14 protein-coding genes and 1 tRNA gene are annotated in these 17542 nt (G+C 45.0%); 7 read left to right on the top strand and 8 right to left on the bottom strand.

Going from position 1 to position 17542, the window contains the following annotated elements:
• Positions 1-24: 24 nt before the first annotated feature.
• Together EK374_RS19600 and EK374_RS19595 are read right to left on the bottom strand one after the other, a co-directional pair.
• On the bottom strand, positions 25-795 hold the full coding sequence (locus tag EK374_RS19600; RefSeq protein ID WP_127026205.1) for a DUF481 domain-containing protein: 771 nt from the start codon (positions 793-795) through the stop codon (positions 25-27).
• Positions 796-798: 3 nt separating this feature from the next.
• Positions 799-1674 (bottom strand): mechanosensitive ion channel domain-containing protein, encoded by an 876-nt coding sequence (locus EK374_RS19595; RefSeq protein ID WP_233280289.1) that lies wholly within the window; start codon positions 1672-1674, stop codon positions 799-801.
• Positions 1675-1785: 111 nt separating this feature from the next.
• On the opposite strand from EK374_RS19595, the gene EK374_RS19590 reads away from it, so the two are divergent.
• The 3 genes from EK374_RS19590 (at position 1786) to EK374_RS19580 (ending at position 4086) form a co-directional block, all read left to right on the top strand.
• A tRNA-His gene (locus tag EK374_RS19590) sits at positions 1786-1861 on the top strand.
• A 275-nt stretch (positions 1862-2136) separates the two neighbouring features.
• Positions 2137-2679 carry a DUF1285 domain-containing protein gene (locus EK374_RS19585; protein ID WP_127026204.1) on the top strand — a complete coding sequence of 181 codons (543 nt, stop codon included), beginning with the start codon at positions 2137-2139 and terminating at the stop codon, positions 2677-2679.
• Positions 2680-2805: 126 nt separating this feature from the next.
• Positions 2806-4086: a metal-dependent hydrolase family protein gene (locus EK374_RS19580; protein WP_127026203.1), complete on the top strand. Its 1281-nt coding sequence runs from the start codon at positions 2806-2808 to the stop codon at positions 4084-4086.
• Between the two features lie 44 nt (positions 4087-4130).
• Here the strand turns inward: EK374_RS19580 and EK374_RS19575 are convergent, their stop codons facing one another.
• The 4 genes from EK374_RS19575 to EK374_RS19560 all read right to left on the bottom strand — a co-directional run bounded on the left by EK374_RS19575 (position 4131) and on the right by EK374_RS19560 (position 7045).
• Entirely contained in the window at positions 4131-4583 is a 453-nt protein-coding gene (locus EK374_RS19575) for a DUF2489 domain-containing protein (protein ID WP_127026202.1), read from the bottom strand.
• Between the two features lie 10 nt (positions 4584-4593).
• Positions 4594-5148 (bottom strand): Der GTPase-activating protein YihI, encoded by a 555-nt coding sequence (yihI, locus tag EK374_RS19570; protein ID WP_127026201.1) that lies wholly within the window; start codon positions 5146-5148, stop codon positions 4594-4596.
• 53 nt (positions 5149-5201) lie between these two features.
• A complete protein-coding gene (locus tag EK374_RS19565) occupies positions 5202-5732 on the bottom strand; it encodes a class I SAM-dependent methyltransferase (protein WP_233280288.1) in 531 nt (176 codons plus the stop codon).
• Positions 5733-6418: 686 nt separating this feature from the next.
• Positions 6419-7045, bottom strand: a complete 627-nt coding sequence (locus tag EK374_RS19560; RefSeq protein ID WP_127026199.1) for a c-type cytochrome — start codon at positions 7043-7045, stop codon at positions 6419-6421.
• A gap of 181 nt (positions 7046-7226) precedes the next feature.
• Here EK374_RS19560 and yihA point away from each other — a divergent pair, with 181 nt between their 5' ends.
• Complete coding sequence (gene yihA / locus EK374_RS19555; RefSeq protein ID WP_206099247.1) at positions 7227-7841, top strand: ribosome biogenesis GTP-binding protein YihA/YsxC; 615 nt, start codon at positions 7227-7229, stop codon at positions 7839-7841.
• Between the two features lie 772 nt (positions 7842-8613).
• On the opposite strand, the gene polA is transcribed toward yihA, so the two are convergent.
• Positions 8614-11391 carry a DNA polymerase I gene (polA, locus tag EK374_RS19550; protein ID WP_127026198.1) on the bottom strand — a complete coding sequence of 926 codons (2778 nt, stop codon included), beginning with the start codon at positions 11389-11391 and terminating at the stop codon, positions 8614-8616.
• A 557-nt stretch (positions 11392-11948) separates the two neighbouring features.
• Between polA and EK374_RS19545 the strand changes: the two genes are divergently transcribed.
• Both EK374_RS19545 and EK374_RS19540 read left to right on the top strand, forming a co-directional pair.
• On the top strand, positions 11949-12347 hold the full coding sequence (locus EK374_RS19545) for a c-type cytochrome (protein ID WP_127026197.1): 399 nt from the start codon (positions 11949-11951) through the stop codon (positions 12345-12347).
• Between the two features lie 216 nt (positions 12348-12563).
• Positions 12564-15128, top strand: coding sequence for a diguanylate cyclase domain-containing protein (locus EK374_RS19540; RefSeq protein ID WP_127026196.1), 2565 nt, complete (start codon positions 12564-12566; stop codon positions 15126-15128).
• Here EK374_RS19540 and rep read toward each other — a convergent pair.
• Positions 15102-17117, bottom strand: a complete 2016-nt coding sequence (rep, locus tag EK374_RS19535; RefSeq protein ID WP_127026195.1) for a DNA helicase Rep — start codon at positions 17115-17117, stop codon at positions 15102-15104. The genes EK374_RS19540 and rep overlap by 27 nt on opposite strands.
• A gap of 161 nt (positions 17118-17278) precedes the next feature.
• Here rep and ubiK point away from each other — a divergent pair, with 161 nt between their 5' ends.
• Positions 17279-17533 (top strand): ubiquinone biosynthesis accessory factor UbiK, encoded by a 255-nt coding sequence (gene ubiK, locus EK374_RS19530; protein WP_127026194.1) that lies wholly within the window; start codon positions 17279-17281, stop codon positions 17531-17533.
• Positions 17534-17542: the final 9 nt, after the last annotated feature.

Raw genomic sequence — 17542 nt, 5'->3', positions numbered from 1 at the left:
AACGCCCTTGTAAAGATAGATTTATTAGAAAGAATAGACAAAAGTTAACGAGGTTTGTGTATCAGTTTTCTTTTTGCCTACTGGTACTTTCGAGTCGTTTTGCACTAAAAAAGCAGCTTTCATTTGCATCCGGCCGTTAATTTTAGCGGTTAGTGATGATTCGGCTATAGAGCGTCTGTTGTCTTCACCGTACTCCAGGCTGACCGTTTGTTTAAAACGCGCTGACTCACTGATCTGCCAGCGATACGTGGCAGCACCACGTACTATCATGCCATTTTCCGTTTCTTCCAGATCCGTTTTACCTCTGTAATAACCCGGACCTACTTCACCTTCCAGCGACATCGTATCTGTTTTAAACAGCTCATCACCATAACCTATGGCTAGCGTAGTGTATTCGGTGTAGGCACCAAATCGGTCATCGACATGAGAGCCATAAACAAACAAGCGGGCAGTGTCTTTATTCAGTTTGTAACCACCTTTGGCCGAGGCGGCATATTTCTCGGCTGAGGTTTCTACTATGGTTTGGCCATCATCGGCTTCTGTTTCGTCGCGTTTAAAAAAAGCACTGAAGGTGTAGTCGTTTGACCACTGTTCTAGCTCTTGTTTAGAGTCAATTTTACCAGTAATGGACGTACCCTTAGTGTTACCTGAGGTGGTGATAGCGCCCAATTCGGCAGAAGTGCTCCAGCCTAGTTTGGTCTCATTGGATGAGCTTTCTTCGGCCTGTACTGTCAAAAGGCCGCTTAAAACCAACAGACTGCCCATAGCTGACAGAGAGCAGAGAGTTTTTTTCATACCTTACTTTTCCTTTTTTAAATGCAGGTCCATTTGTGGAAAGGGAATCACAATCTGATGTTCATCAAAGGTCAGTTTGATTTTTTCCAGAGAGTCCCAGTACACAGGCCAGTAATCGGCCGCATTTACCCATGGACGTATTAAAATATTGACTGAGCTGTCGGCTAAAGCGCCTACAGCTATAGTTGGTGCGGGTTCGGCCAGAATACGACTGTCTGCCTTGAGTATTTGTTCCAACAATTGTTTGGCTTTTTTCAAATCGGAGTCGTAACTGATGCCTACTGTTAAATCCACTCTGCGGGTTTTTTCAGCAGAATAATTGATAATGGCTGAGCCGGTAATTTGCGAGTTCGGTACAATAATTCGTTTGTTATCCGGGCTTTTCATTACCGTTTGGAATATCTCAATTTTTTCCACAACGCCTGAAACTCCGGCTGCATCAACAAAGTCACCTGCCCGGAAAGGACGGAATAAAATAATCAGTACGCCGGATGCGAAGTTGGATAAAGAACCTTGTAAAGCCAATGCTATAGCTAAACCGGCAGCACCTAAAATAGCGATAAAGGAAGCCGTCTGAATACCCACTTGTGACAAGGCTATCAGAATAGTCGCTACCATAATGGCCGCCTGAATAATGCCACTTAAAAAAGACACTACGGCTCTGTCCACTTTGCGGTGGATTAAGCCTTTCTCCAGCATGCGGGTCAGACTTTTCGACAACCAGCGACCCAAATATAAAATGACTAAAGCGACCAGTACCTTGACGCTATAACTTAAAATCAATTGCTGATTTTTTTCTAAAAAATCGAGGAATTGCTGCATATTTTTCTCCATGTTCAAGTCGCTGGTCTGATGAGTGCCAGGTAATCTGACGGCCATACCCTAGCATAACCAGTGCTCTGACCCAAGCCAAACGCGGCTTCTGGCTTAGATTTGTAAAAAATAACTTTGCTTCATCGCAGAATTTCGCTAGAATCCGCGCCGCTTGTGGTGACTGTAGCTCAGTTGGTAGAGTCCCGGATTGTGATTCCGGTTGTCGTGGGTTCGAGCCCCATCAGTCACCCCAATTTCTTTATTACAAAAACCCAACGCCGGGTTCGAGCTTCGTAAGTCACCCCAATTTCTTTATTACAAAAACCCAACGCCGGGTTCGAGCTTCGTAAGTCACCCCAATTTCTGTATTACAAAAACCCAACGCCGGGTTCGAGCTTCGTAAGTCACCCCAATTTCTGTATTACAAAAACCCAACGCCGGGTTCGAGCTTTGTAAGTCATCCCAATTTCCCCTAACAGCCTTCTGTTGTTATGCTCTGCAAGTCTCTTGCTTATTCGTTGCGCCATCATGGATTTAAAACAACTACAACTGTCATTACAGCAGCCTCATTTAGCCCCTATTGAACTTTGGGATCCAGCTTTTTGCGGTGATATCCCTATTCGCATCGATCGGCATGGTGATTGGCATTATTTGGATTCAAAAATCCAGCGGCCACAGCTGGTTCAACTTTTTGCTTCGGTACTGACCCGACAGCAACAGGAGTATTTTCTACTGACTCCGGTCGAAAAAGTCCGTATTCAAGTTGAAGACGCTGCCTTTGTTGTTGTGGCTATAGAACAACAATCAAATCAGGCTGGCTCAGTTGTTATTGCGACCACCAATTTAGGTGAGCAGGTATTAATTGATGCTGAATATCCGCTGTTTTTGCAAGCTCAACCCGATGGTCAGTTACTTCCTTATCTGCAGTTGTGGCGTGGTTTAACGGCTAAATTCAACAGATCGGCGTATTATCAGCTGGTTGATTTAGCATTACCTGTTCAAGTGGCTGGGAAAAATACTCTGCAAATTAATTCTGCTGGCATAAGTTTTACGCTTGGCATGCTGGATTAACCATTAATCCCGGATCCAAGGCTCTGTATCGCATTCATTTTTTCTTCGCTTGCTGCTTTGTCATTCATGTTTCATAGTCGATGCAAAGCAGCTGGAAAAAGCTGTGTTCATCCAACAGGAGAAATAATGAAACTGCAACTCACCCTTATCGCCAGCGCTTTGCTTGTAACTGGAACAGCTCAGAGTGCGACTTTAATTCATGCCGGAAAACTGATTACCGCTGACAGCGACAAAGTGTTAACACAACATACTGTTGTTGTCGAAAACGACAAAATTATTGCTGTCGAATCTGGTTATAAAACCCCAGCTGACGGCGACCAGGTTATTGATTTAAAAAACCATACACTAATGCCTGGCTTGATGGATATGCACACCCATTTCTCCACTCAAATGAGCCCTGGTACTTATACTGAAGACTTTTTCCTGAATGAAGCAGATGTAGCTCTACGCGGGGCTACCTTTGCAGAAAAAACACTGATGGCAGGCTTTACCACAGTACGTGAACTGGGTGATATTCACCACACTAGCACAGCGCTGCGTAAAGCCATTACAGCAGGTTATGTCAAAGGCCCCCGTATTTATACGGCGGGTAAATCTATTGCCACTACTGGGGGTCATGCCGACCCAAGCAACGGTGTTGCTTATGCGCTGATGGGGGACCCTGGTCCAAAAGATGGTGTAATCAATGGTCCTGAAGAAGCCCGTAAAGCTGTACGACAACGTTATAAAGAAGGGGCAGATCTGATAAAAATCACCGCTACTGGTGGTGTGCTGAGTGTGGCAAAAAGTGGTTCTAATCCTCAATTTAACAGCGAAGAGCTGAAAGCTATTGTAGAGACAGCCAAAGACTATGGCATGACGGTCGCCGTGCATGCCCACGGTAAAGAAGGCATGGATAGAGCTATTGAGGCGGGTGTGGATTCGATAGAACATGGCACTTTAATGGATAAAGCCACGATGAAGCTGATGAAAAAACATGGCACTTATTATGTGCCAACCATCAGTGCCGGCAAGTGGGCTGCAGAAAAAGCTGCTATGCCTGGTTTTTTCCCTGAGCTGGTTCGTCCTAAGGCTCTGGCTATAGGCCCTAAAATTCAGAAAACTTTTGCTGATGCCTACAAAGAGGGGGTAAAAATTGCTTTTGGTACAGACTCTGGCGTTGGAGCCCATGGCGATAACTGGCGCGAATTTGTCTTTATGACCGAAGCCGGCATGCCAGCTATGGCAGCTATCCAATCAGCCACTATTGCTTCAGCACGGCTGCTGAAAATGGATCAGGAGTTGGGTTCAGTGACTGCAGGTAAGATTGCCGATTTAGTGGCAGTACCAGGGGATCCACTGCAGGATATCCAGTTGATGGGCAAGGTTAGTTTTGTGATGAAAGCCGGGGTTGTCTACAAGCAATAACTGTGGGCAAAAACTACAAAGGCAGCCTGAGCTGCCTTTGTTTTTTACTTCTGGAAAAACGCCAGTAGTTTTTCGACGTCGGCCAAAATCTCAGTCTTAAAATCAATTTCAGCTTGTTCACGCAGGTGATCCAGATGCCGGATCTCCTTTTTATCACGCTCTTTACGCGCCTGGTGGGTCGGCATGTCTTTGACTACGTCATACATTTTAAATAAGCTTGGATAGGTCTGCATTGCATTAGGTTTATTGGGTAGCTGAAGATGGTCCAGCAGCACCCAAATTCGCAATGCGCCTTCAGACAACTCACACTGTTCTTCACGCATGGCTTTGGCTATTAGCACTATGCTTTGCGTCAGGTCAGCATTTTTTGCCTCAACGACCTGTTGCTGCTTTAACTTCTGTTGCTGAATTAGCCACAACAAACGACCCAGGTAAAAACTCAGGCCAGCAATAATCAAAACGGCAGCTAAGGTGGCCAGTATCCAGTTAAAGGTCAAACTTTATCCCCTATTCGCCTAAAAATTCTTTACGCCAATCTGTACGCTCTAATTTGGCTAACGGATCTTCGTCTTCCTCTGCTTCGTTTTCCTGATCTAAACCTAACAGGGCAACAAGCTCCGCATGACGTGCCGTTTTGGCATTAAAGTACTTCGCGTCTTTACCTGTCAGGATTTCGCCTTTATCGACCAGGTCCAGCAATTCCAGCAACTTCTCATCGTTTTCGAGTAGCGCTAATTCCTGTTCAGCTGGCATTTCCGGCTCTTTGGCTTTGCTCAGTTGCACCACTGGCTTGAACTGCTTAGGTTGTGCCATCAGCTTTTGTTCTGCTTCAGTGACCACCAGCGCTATAGGCTTTTTACTGCCATGACGTGGATCTTTTGGACTTTTGGCTGACTGTTTTTGTTTATCTTCAGCGGACGGAGAATGGCGACTACCGGATTTTAAGCCTGCACCTTTCTTTTTGGTTTCAGGTGCGCGCGTGCGATCCTGACGGGCTTCTTCAGCCGGTCTGTGCCTGGTTCCAAGTGGGCCTGAGGTGCGAGTTTTTTTAATCCGGGTCATATCTGTTACCTACGAAAAAGGGCGCGTATTTTAACCAGTTTATCTTAGAAAACCTAGGTATTTCGTTTTTTAAATAGAACTACGTCATCGGCCGGAAAATTCACTGTGAAATTATCCCGTTTCGCCAAAAATTCAAAAGTGTCCTGATGGAAAAAACTGATATGGGTGGGGTCGTTTTTATAGTGCCAGTTGGTGAAACTGCTTTGGTCTGTGTAGCGTTTGGTCATCAATGCCAGCACAGCTTCTGGCAACAGTAAATCCAGCCATAAACTCCATTCTTTCGCCGGATTAATGAAATGTTCTATGGCTTCAGTGCAACTGACAAAATGATACTTTTGCTGCAGAGCTTTTGGCTCCGGCGCATAAAAAGGATCCCAGACTTGCATCTTTTTACCTGCTTCGCTGAGCATTTGCGCTAATAAGGGCCCGGGGCCACAACCGAAATCCAGTCCGGTGTTTTGTTCAGGCGTGAGGCTGCTCAGCAGAGGCACAGATAAGCGAGATAAGAATTTGCGGTAGCCAGGGTCGTCCAATTGATTTTGATGTAAATCGTATTGGGCCTTTTCCTGCTCTGCAGTCAACAAGGTGTTACGGTCCGCAAAGACTAAAAAACACTGCTGGCATTGAAAGTATGCACGTCTTTTATCGCTGCAAAAAGGCTGGGTTTGTGAATGCTGACACAAAGGGCAAACTGAATTCATGGTGAGCATAAATAAAAAGGGCGGTGTAAGATGTTACCGCCCTCTATATAAGGTGTCTAGCGCGACACATAATCTGCTTTAAGTCATCCTGACGGGAGTTCAACACCCTGTCTGCACAAATTCCCTATATTTTTACGCAAATTCCCTATGAAAATAATTATTCGCGATCGTCCTGATACTTAATGGTCCTTCCGTGCGCTGTGTAAAATACACATTGTCATCATCTTGATGCTGCAAAAAATGTACTGATGCACTGCTGCTTTCCGTGCCAGCTTCCGTGTTTTTTAATGGTTACTAAATGTAACGGACTTAAATCTACTCCGATTTTTCAGAATGGCAATACAACGGTATAAAAAAAACACAAAAAAACTGAACTTTTTTGTAATGTCTTTATAAATCAATTGCTTGGGTTGTTGTTTTGTAGTTTTTGGGTTGCGTAAGTTATATCTTACAAGGTTGTGAGATATATCTCACAAATGGAAAGTAATCGGTTGGTGGATTAGTGTGGGGGGCTGTAGAAATAAAAAAACCAGGCATGAAGCCTGGCTTTGTGCAGAGTAAAAGAGCTGTTAGTGTAAACCACCCACATACTTAGATAATACTTCTATATCTTCGTCAGTTAGTTTTTTCGCAACATCACGCATCATGCCATTCATATCATTGGCACGTGAACCGTTACGGAAAGACTCCAGCTGAGTTTTAATATAAGCCGCATGCTGGAACGAAATTTTCGGGAAGCCAGCTAAGCTATGGCCTACACCACGTGGGCCGTGACAAGCGATACAGGCTGCAATGCCACGATCCAGGTCACCACCACGGAATAATTTTTCACCTTTAGCAACCACATCTTCCGGCGTGCTGCCTTCTTTCATGGTTTGGCTGGAGTAATAAGCCGCCAGATCTTTCATATCCTGCTCAGACAAAGCAGCAACCATACCTGCCATCACAGGGTTATTGCGGCCTTCTTTACCACCTGTAGTGGCTCCGAGTTTAAATTCTTTTAATTGCTTAAATAGATAACCAGCATGTTGACCAGCAATTTTTGGATATAAATCTGTTGGGCTATTCCCGTCCATGCCATGGCAGGCAGCACAAGTCACGGATTTAGCTTTACCTGCTTCTGCATCCCCATCGGCTGCATAAGCTGTACTGATTAACCCTAAAAAGAGCGTGAGTGGAAGTGCGAATTTTTTCATTTTTTTTCCGTCTCTGTCCGCGTTGAACCGCCAGTGATCTGGCAACCAAGTTGAATAACCCTATATTTTATGTCTATTTTACACGAATCTTGCGCAGATAGAATCCCATAAATCACAGTAAAGCTTCTGTGGATCTTCAGGATCCGTTACACTATAGCCAAATTTACAGCCGGAGCTGACAGTGTACAAAGCGATCATCAATTATCAGAAAGCAACTTTTCTGACCAGTGCCCCTGATATTAAGGCTCTGCCCGCAGATACAGGTATCGAAGTTGCCTTTGCTGGTCGTTCTAACGCCGGCAAGTCCAGTGCATTAAATACGCTGACACGGCAAAATGGTTTAGCCCGAACCAGTAAAACGCCAGGTCGTACTCAGTTAATTAATACGTTTTCTTTAGCTGAGAATCAACGCCTGATCGATTTACCAGGTTATGGCTTTGCTAAAGTGCCTTTAGCAGTCAAAGAAAAATGGCAAAAAGCCCTGAGCGAATATCTGATGAAACGCGAAAGCCTAAAAGGCATAGTGATTTTAATGGATATCCGCCATCCGTTAAAAGATTTGGATCAGGATTTAATTCATTGGGCTGTGCAAAGTAATTTGCAGGTTTTATTGCTGTTGACTAAAGCTGACAAGTTAAGCCCTGGCCCACGCAAAAAAGTATTAATGGAAGTAACAGAAGCTTCTATGGCGTTTATGGGTGATGTGACAGTGCAAGTCTTCAGTTCCCTGACTAAATTGGGTTTGTCTGAGTTAGAACAAAAACTGGACCAATGGTACAGCGCAGAACAAGAATAAGTTTTTACCAAGTCTAAAATTGAGAAAGCAGAGCATGTCTCTGCTTTTTTTATTCATGCTATTTATGACTTTCTTAGGTCTCTATCAGTTTTTTGATAAAAATCAGCGTACACAATAAGCAGCACCCTAGCCAGTCAGCCGGAATTGGGTCATGTTGAACATTTTTGCTTGGTCAGAAAAAAGAAAACCGGCCCTTTTTGAGGAGGCCGGTCATAGCAAACGGGGAGAAGCTATTCAATAATTTCAAATCAACAGGGTGTCTTGGATTAACAAGACAACGCCATTATACATAAAATTTTGAATGTTTGAAGTATTTGCTCTAAAAAATCTAGTTTTATTTCAGTTTTTCTGATCGGCAGACAAAAAAAACGCCCCACTGCAAGCAGTGGGGCGGCTAAATAAGCCTTTCTTTCTGGCGACTAAATAGGCTGTTAGGCCTGTTAGTGCTGAAAGATAGAACATCTTACCTCTGTACCCTACGAATTTGATTCTACAAGTGTTGATTAAAAAAGCAAGCCAAGAGCTGTAATTAAACTACAAATATTTAGTTAAACTGTCATTAATTTGAAAATATGTAGCTTTATTACCAATGTGGGACGCTAATTGTTGTATGTAAATCATACGATTTGGCTTGAAAAGCAGATCAGTGTGCTGGTTCTTTATAAAAAAGCCCCAAACAAGTTGGGGCGAAAAATCAAACTACCAGGAATGGGCATTTACACAGCTAATAAGACTATGTGTTTTTAACTAAGTTCAGCCTTAGTGCATTTTTTTAATGCGCCTGATCCCAGTTTGGACCAAAACCAGCTTCTGCAAGTAATGGCACATCCAGTGATGCGGCAGATTGCATGATTTCAACCAGTTCAGAACTTACCCGTTCCAGTTCTTCAGTTTTCACTTCAAACACCAGTTCATCGTGTACCTGCATAATCATTGCAACGATACCTGCAGGTTGTTTGTCCTGCCAGGCTGACACTTGAATCATGGCCATTTTGATAATGTCGGCTGCAGTGCCCTGCATAGGCGCATTGATGGCTGCTCGCTCGGCACCTTTTTTCCGGGCCATGTTTTTGGCATTAATTTCTGGTAAGTACAAACGGCGGCCAAACAGAGTTTCCACATATCCTTGTTCGTGCGCCTGAGTGCGGGTGCGCTCCATATAATCCAATACGCCAGGAAAACGTTCGAAGTACAGATCTACATACTGCTGTGCTTCCCCCCGACTAATGCCTAACTGGCGCGCCAAACCAAAAGCCGACATACCATAAATAAGACCGAAGTTGACCGCTTTAGCGCGGCGGCGTTGTTCTGAACTGACCTGATCCAGCGCTACACCAAAAACTTCAGCGGCTGTGGCTCTGTGAATATCTTTGCCTTGCGCAAAGGCATTCAGCAGAGCTGGGTCACGTGATAAGTGCGCCATGATGCGTAGTTCAATTTGTGAATAGTCGATTGCCAAAATGGTTTTACCCGCTTCAGCAATAAAAGCCTGACGAATACGGCGACCTTCTTCACTACGGATCGGAATATTTTGCAGGTTAGGCTCGGTGGAACTTAAGCGGCCTGTGGCTGCAACAGCCTGATGATAAGAGGTATGTACCCGGCCTGTTGCCGGATTAACTGACAACGGCAGTTTGTCGGTATAGGTGGATTTGAGCTTACTTAAACCCCGGTGTTCCGTAATAAGTTTCGGAAACTCATAATCAAGCGCCAGCTCAGCTAGTACTTCTTCTGCGGTGGATGGTGTGCCTGTAGGTGTTTTTTTCAGTACAGGTAAACCCATCTGTTCAAACAAAATTTCCTGTAGTTGCTTCGGAGATGACAAGTTAAATTCTTTACCCGCCATCTGATAGGCTTCCTGCTCAATCTCGCCTATACGTTTGGCTAAATCCAGACTTTGTTGCGCCAGCAAGTTGCTATCAATTTTTACCCCGGTACGTTCCATTTTGGACAAAATAGGTACCAGTGGCATTTCGATATCACGGAATACTTTCTGCAAGCCTGAATGTTGCTCCAGCATCGGCCACAAGGTTTGGTGTAACCGCAAAGTCACATCCGCATCTTCTGCTGCATAAGGTGAAGCTTGTTCCAGAGCAATTTGGTTAAAGGTGATTTGTTTGGCGCCTTTGCCTGCGATGTCTTCAAAGCTTATGGTTTTATGGCCAAGGTACTTCAGTGACAAGGAGTCCATATCGTGGCGGGAGGCCACACTATTTACAATGTAAGACTCAAGCATAGTGTCAAAGCGAATTCCGCGCAGCGTTATGCCATGGCGCGCCAGTACGCTTTGATCGTACTTCAGGTTCTGGCCTACTTTGGCTTTGCTTTCATCTTCCAGCCAGTCCTTCAACTGAGCTAACACCCAGTCACGATTCAGCTGTTCAGGTGCACCAACATAGTCATGCGCCAACGGAATATAACAAGCATCCCCGGCTGCTAAAGCCAGAGAAATACCCACCACATCAGCTTGCATATAATCCAGGCTGGTGGTTTCGGTATCAAAAGCTACCAGTTCAACTTCTGGCAGACGCTTTACCAGCTGCAGAAAATCAGCTTCGGTTAAAATACATGGGTAGCTGCTGGTATCAATGCCATTGGCTGGCGTTTCACTTGCTTGCTCTTCTGTCTGTTTGGCAGCTGCAGTCGCTACTGCTGTTGCAGTATCTTTACCTGCTAATACTTCGCTTAACCAGCGTCTGAATTCACAAGCTGCAAACAGTTCGGCCAGTTTAGTCTGATCCGGTGTTTTGATATCTAAGCTATCGGGTTGTAACGATAATTCGACATCTGTTTTGATGGTGGCGAGCTGATAAGACAACGTCAGCTGATCTTTAAATTCTTCCATTTTGGCTGCTATGGTTTTGCTGCCACGGAAGTTCAGTGCTGCTATCTGATCCAACTGCTGGTACAACTTTTCTATTGAACCAATACCTTGCAGCAAAGCCATGGCAGTTTTTTCACCGACACCTGGCAAACCCGGAATATTGTCAGCTTTATCGCCCATCAAGGCTAAATAGTCGACAATCAGCTCTGGCCCTACACCAAACTTTTCAGCAACTCCTGCCGGGTCCAAAATAGTATCTGTCATGGTGTTAATTAAGGTGACATGCTGATCTACCAACTGGGCCATATCTTTGTCACCAGTAGAGATCAACACATGGCGGCCTTGTTGGCTGGCTTGAACAGCCAAAGTACCAATCACATCGTCCGCTTCAACACCACTGATACAGATCAGCGGTAAACCCATAGCCTCAATGATTTGATGTAATGGCGCAATCTGGCTGCGCAAGTCGTCAGGCATCGGCGGGCGATGGGCTTTGTATTCGCTGTACATTTCATTACGAAAGGTAGGACCTTTGGCGTCAAACACCACCACCATCTGACTGGGTTTGTATTGGCGCAACAAACTTTTCAGCATGTTGACCACGCCATAAATAGCGCCGGTGGCTTCTCCTTTGGAATTGGTCAGGTGTGGTGGCGAATGATAAGCGCGGAATAAATAAGAAGAACCGTCGACCAAAATGAGAGGATTGTCCGGTATAACAACCATAATAAGGATCCCTAAATGTTTTGCTTAAGCATGCCACAACAGGTCCGGTTCAGCCAGCTGTAGCTACGTTGTCGCCCTATGGCATTGATACTTTTTTATACGAAAAAGCTGTGGATAACTTTGTGGACAGACAATAGCCAATAACCAGATAATCTCTGAAAAGAGTCCGGTGACATGTGTTTAAGTTGTTGTATTTAAAAGAAAAAGAAGGGTAATGCTACAGGTTCCCTTATTGTTTTTCTTATCATTCCATTTTGTGGAAAATTATCTCACTTTGGTTTCCTGTCAAAAAGGCGACAGCGTAAGACAATCAAAGTGGGGCAAACAGACTACCACAAAGATTTTCTTTGCACAGTCCTGATTTGAATTTTTTTTAACTGGAAAAAAATGCCTTTCAGACTGATCAGTTATAAAGCGATTTTGACTGTGAAATTTACCCAACGAAGTCTGGATTATGGGCTAAGTTAAAAGCCAACAAATACAGGGGCTTCCACTATGAAGCATCCCGGCGTTATAATACCCTAACTTTTGTATGGCTTATTGACAGGATTATCCAGATGAAAAAACTCACTTTTGCCTTAGTGCTGATGACAACTGCTGCAATAGCCAACGTTGCTGCACAGGAAGCAGACAACGAAGCAATTAAAAAACGTCTTGAGCCTGTAGGCCAGGTTTACCTGGCTGGTGCACAGGCTGCAGCAGATACCGGACCTAAAGGTCCACGTACAGGCGAGCAAGTTTATCAGGGCGCTTGTTTTGCATGTCACGGTACTGGTGCTTTAGATGCGCCTAAAAAAGGTGATGCAGCCTGGAAACCTCGTTTAGCGCAGGGTCTGGATGTATTGAAGAAACATGCTATCGAGGGTATCCGTTCTATGCCTCCTCGTGGTACTTGTGGCGATTGTTCTGATGATGAAATTGAAGCCGCTATCAAGTTTATGACCGAAGGCGTTTAGAGTTTCTGTTAGTTAAAAAACGCTGCTATGGCAGCGTTTTTTGTTTCTAATTCTTTATAGATCTAATTGTTATCTATTTAGCTCAATTGCTTATAAGAAGATCTGACCAGCTAACTCTTTTTGCCTTCCATCTGGTTAAGCTTTGTGCATAATAGAGATGCTTAACCATCAGCCAGTTTTGGCTACCTTGCCTTTAGATAAGAATAAGAGAATAAGTTGAAGGATATAACAACTCTGGATAAAGCCCACCACCTTGTGGTTAGTCAGTTGCGCCGTTTGCGTAAGCTGGCTGCTGGCTATAAACAGGCTTATATCATTCAAGGCGCTTTACTGAAGCTGTCAGAATTAGCTTCTGGCATTAAAGATATGCGCGAGTTTTACCCTGCCATTCACCGTTTATTAAACCAGCAACTCAAAGCCGATAATTTTTACGTGGTGCTCTGTGATCAGGACCAGCAGTTTATGCTGGAATACTTCGCGGACGAAAAAGATCAACAAGTTTTACTGGATGCGCCTTCCGACGCTTTTGCTTCTGGCCTGACTGGTTATGTGGCGCGGACTAAGCAAGCGCTGTTGTGTGATCAGGACGGTTATCGCCGACTGGTTGAAACCGGTGATATTACGGCGCAGGGCACGGCTTGTCAGTATTGGTTGGGTGTGCCTTTATGCCGTGGTGAAAAAATTATTGGTGTGATGGCGATTCAAAGTTATGACCCGGAGTGTCGCTACAATCAGCATGATTTAGCGCTGATCAGCAATATCGCCATACATACAGTGACAGCCATAGACAGAGTGAAAAGCCGTGAATTGCTGGAGCAAACCGTACGTGAGCGTACTAAGCAGTTGCGCAATACCAATCAGTCGCTGGAAAAAGAAATTCGCGAGCGCACCAATGCAGAACAATTGCAGTCGGCTTTGTATAAAATTTCTGAGATGACAGCAAAAAGCACCGACATGATGAGTTTTTATCATGAGGTGTACCAGATTTTGTCCGAACTGATGAAAGCAGATAACTGCTACATAGCGCTGTTGAATGAAGCCGGTGATCGCTTACATTTCCCCTTTTATTTAGACCAATACACGCCAACGCCGAGAGAGCGCGCTTTGCAAAGTGGCTTAACTGAGTATGTGATCCGCTCTGGTGAAGCCAAGCTCATCAGTCAGGCTCAGTTATTAGACTTAATTAAAACTGGTGTCGTTGATCGAGTGCAATCCAGCTTAGGCCATCATGCCATGTCGACCAGCTGGTTAGGCGCTCCTCTATTGGTGGGGGAACAGGTGCTGGGTGTCATTGCACTGCAGTGTTATGACAATACTTACAGCTACAGCGAACAAGAGCTGAACCTGTTGCGTTTTGTGTCTCAGCATATAGCTGTGGCTATTTCGCGAAAACTAAACACAGAACAACAAAAGCTGCAGCATGAAGAGCTGGAAAAACGTATTTTTGAGCGGACCCGCGAATTACGTCAAACCAATTTATTTCTGCGTTTGCAGGTGGAAGAGCGGAAAAAAGCCGAAGAAAAACTGTTTCACGAAGCCAACCATGATGCGTTAACTGGTCTTGCAAACCGTCAGATGTTTTTAATGCAGTTGCGTCAGCGTTTTTCCTATCGCAACAGAGAAGCAACGCCGCGTTTTGCTTTGTTATTTATTGATTTAGACCGTTTTAAACTGATCAACGATACGCTGGGGCACCACATCGGCGATTTGTTTTTAATCGAAGTCAGCCGACGTTTACAGCAAACTGTGCGTGAACATGATTTAGTGGCTCGTTTAGGTGGTGATGAGTTTGTTGTTTTATTAGGCCAAATTCAAAGCGATATAGATGCGGAAGAAGTAGCGGAGCGTTTGATTGAATCTCTGCGTCAGCCGATGATGCTTGAAGGTCAGCAAGTCTGTTCAGGTGCCAGTTTAGGTATTGCCTGTTGTCAACCTGAATATCAAAACGCCGACGAATTATTAAGAGACGCTGATGCGGCTATGTATCAGGCCAAGTCGTTTGGCCGCAACCGCTTTGTTATTTTTAATGACTCCATGCGTCAGCAAATGCTGCAGGAGCTGGGACAGGAACAAGCCTTACAACAGGCTGTGGACCAACAGCAGTTTGCACCAGCCTTCCGGCCTTTATTGCAAGGCGATGAACAAATCTTGGGTTATCAGGTCGTGCTGGAGTGGCTGCGGGGGGATGCAGAACAAAAAGCTGAATTAAGCCGCCAGGCCACTCAAGCCGGTTTAATGCCTGATATTGAATTGGAACTGGTGCGTCAGATTTGCCAGAAAAATGCCAGCGCAGAAATATTCAGCATTACATTAAGCAGCGGCCATCTGAACAATACCTTGCTGTTTGATAAGCTTTGTAATGTATTACGCCATTCGGTCTTGCCTTTACATCAGTTGTGTATTGGCTTTAACGAAGCCGATTTGTTGCGTTTAACTTCTACCCAACTGGCAAATTTACATCAGTTGAAGCGACTTGGTATTCGCTTATTGCTGGATCAGTTTGCTGCCGAAGTGGCTGCTTTAGGTTTACTGGTACAGTATCCATTTGATCTCGTTGTGTTAGACACTGCCTTTAGCCGCAGTTTACAGCGCAGTGATCATCGTAAACAGCTGCTGCAAGTGCTGTTAAGTCTGGCACAAACCCACAAATACCGTCTGGTCGCTGCCGTGGCCGAAACTGACGAAAGCCGCGCTTATTTGACTCAACTGGGATGCTGCTATTTCGCCGAGAGCAGCCCAGTGAGTGAAACCCAATCAGGGCTTTTTCAACAGTTGGCGTAATCTGTCAATGTGCGCCAGTCCTGTTTCTTGTCGTTGCTGCTCAGTTTTGACTGGGGCCGCTTTGCTCCACTCTAAATCATCCGCAGGCAATTCATATAAAAACCGGCTTGGTTCAGGTTTGATAATTTCACCATACTGACGGCGCTCGCGGGCATAAGTAAAAATCAGCTCACGTTGTGCTCTGGTAATACCCACATAAGCCAGACGGCGTTCTTCTTCCACATTGTCTTCATCTATGCTGCTTTGATGTGGCAGCAAACCTTCTTCCATACCGACCATAAAGACATAAGGGAATTCCAAACCTTTAGAAGCATGTAACGTCAGCAGTTGTACCTGATCGGCTTCATCTTCCTGCTCCTGACGCTCCATCATGTCCCGTAGTGTGAGTTTGGTGACCACTTCGTTTAAGCTCAGTGGTTCTTCATCGTCTTTGCCTTCGAGCATTTCACTGATCCAGCGATACAGCTCATTGATATTTTTCAGCGCCATTTCAGCTGCTTTGGGGCTGGCACTGCTTTCAAATAACCAGGCTTCGTACTGGCTTTGCCGGATCAAATCTTTTACTGCATCTTTTGGATCTGCTCGCAGCGCGTTGTCTGCCACATTATTAATCCAGTTGGCAAAATTCTGCACCGCCTGCAGGCCACGAGCTGGCAAACGTTCTGCCAATTCAGGTTCGAAGCAGGCCGCAAACAAGCTGATATGTTTTTCGTTGGCCAAACTGCCCACTCTTTCCAGCGTAGCTGCGCCTATTTCACGTTTTGGCGTGTTGATAATACGCAAAAACGCATTGTCATCGTCCTGATTCACCAGCAAACGTAAATAGGCCATGATGTCTTTAATTTCAGCACGGGAAAAAAACGAAGTGCCACCTGACACTTTATAAGGAATTCTGTTGGTGAGCAGTGCCTTTTCAAATACCCGTGCCTGATGGTTGCCGCGATACAGCAAGGCGTATTCTTTGTATTGGGTGCGGTTAATAAAGCGGTGCGAAATAATCTCTGCCACTACTTTTTCCGCTTCATCTTCTTCGTTACGAGTCGGTAATACCCGTAAAGGCACACCATAACCCAGTTCGCTGAAGAGTCGTTTATCATATTCGTGTGGGTTATTGGCGATCAGAATATTGGCCGCCTTGAGAATTCGTTCGGCTGAGCGATAGTTTTGCTCCAGCTTAATGACTTTTAAATTCGGGAAATCTTTACCCAATAACACCAGATTTTGTGGTTTGGCACCTCGCCAGGAATAAATCGACTGGTCGTCGTCGCCAACCACAGTAAAGCGTTGACGCTCACCCACCAGCCATTTCACCAGTTCGTACTGACTGGTGTTGGTATCCTGATATTCATCCACCAAGAGGTACTGAATTTTTTGCTGCCACTTCTGCCGCACTTGCTCGTTAGAGGCAAACAAAAGGGTGGGCACCATAATTAAATCGTCAAAATCCAAAGCGTTGTAGGCCCGCAGTTGCTGGGCGTATTGCTGGTAGAAGTTGGCAAAGCTGATACTTTGTGCGTCTGTGGCACGAGCCAGAGCCTGACCAGGCAAGGTTAAATCGTTTTTCCACGAAGATATTTTGCTTTGCAAAGCTTTCAGTAAATCTTTATCACCTTGCAGCTCGTCATCGGTCAGCTCTTTGAGTAGCGCCATGCTGTCCTGATCGTCAAACAGCGTGAAGTTGGGCTTATAGCCAATAGCACGATATTCCTTTTTCAGGATCTCTAAGCCTAAGGTGTGAAAGGTAGAGACTGTTAAACCCCTCAGCAAAGGCCGTGCTAACTGCTGCTTGATCCGCTCTTTCATTTCGCGGGCGGCTTTATTGGTAAAAGTTACGGCCGCTATATGTTTGGCAGGCATATCACATTGCTGAATTAAGTACGCAATTTTATTGGTGATTACCCGTGTTTTGCCGCTGCCAGCGCCAGCCAGAACCAGGCAAGGCCCGCTGATATAATGCACCGCATCGTTTTGTTGAGAGTTAAGTTTCATCAGACACCTTTTGCAGAAGGTGGTTAGTTTAGCTTATTTTTTCTGGCCATACGCCTGCTGATTTCAGCACAAAGCGAGCAAGTCCGGCAAATATGCGGCAGAATGGATCCACCCTGAGCCTAAAGGCTCGTAGAATAAAATGATGCTACAGGAGCTAGACCATGATTGATGCAAAAAAGATTGAAGAAATTGCGAAACAAATTGGTGCAGCTATCCCACCTAAAATGCGTGAGATGGCCGATGATGTTGAAAACAAAGTAAAACAGGTGTTGCAGCAAAAGCTGAGCCAATTGGATTTTGTCTCCCGCGAAGAGTTTGATGTGCAAACTCAGGTGCTGGCGAAAACCCGTGCCAAATTGGATGAACTGGAACGTCGTGTGGCTGAACTGTCTGCGAAAGACGAGTCAGCTAACTAAAAAGTGATG

Source organism: Rheinheimera mangrovi, assembly GCF_003990335.1.
In the GTDB taxonomy this organism is placed as follows: Bacteria; Pseudomonadota; Gammaproteobacteria; order Enterobacterales; family Alteromonadaceae; genus Pararheinheimera; species Pararheinheimera mangrovi.
The sequence above is the reverse complement of the archived record's forward strand: the minus strand, read 5'-3'. Positions and strand labels throughout refer to the sequence as shown.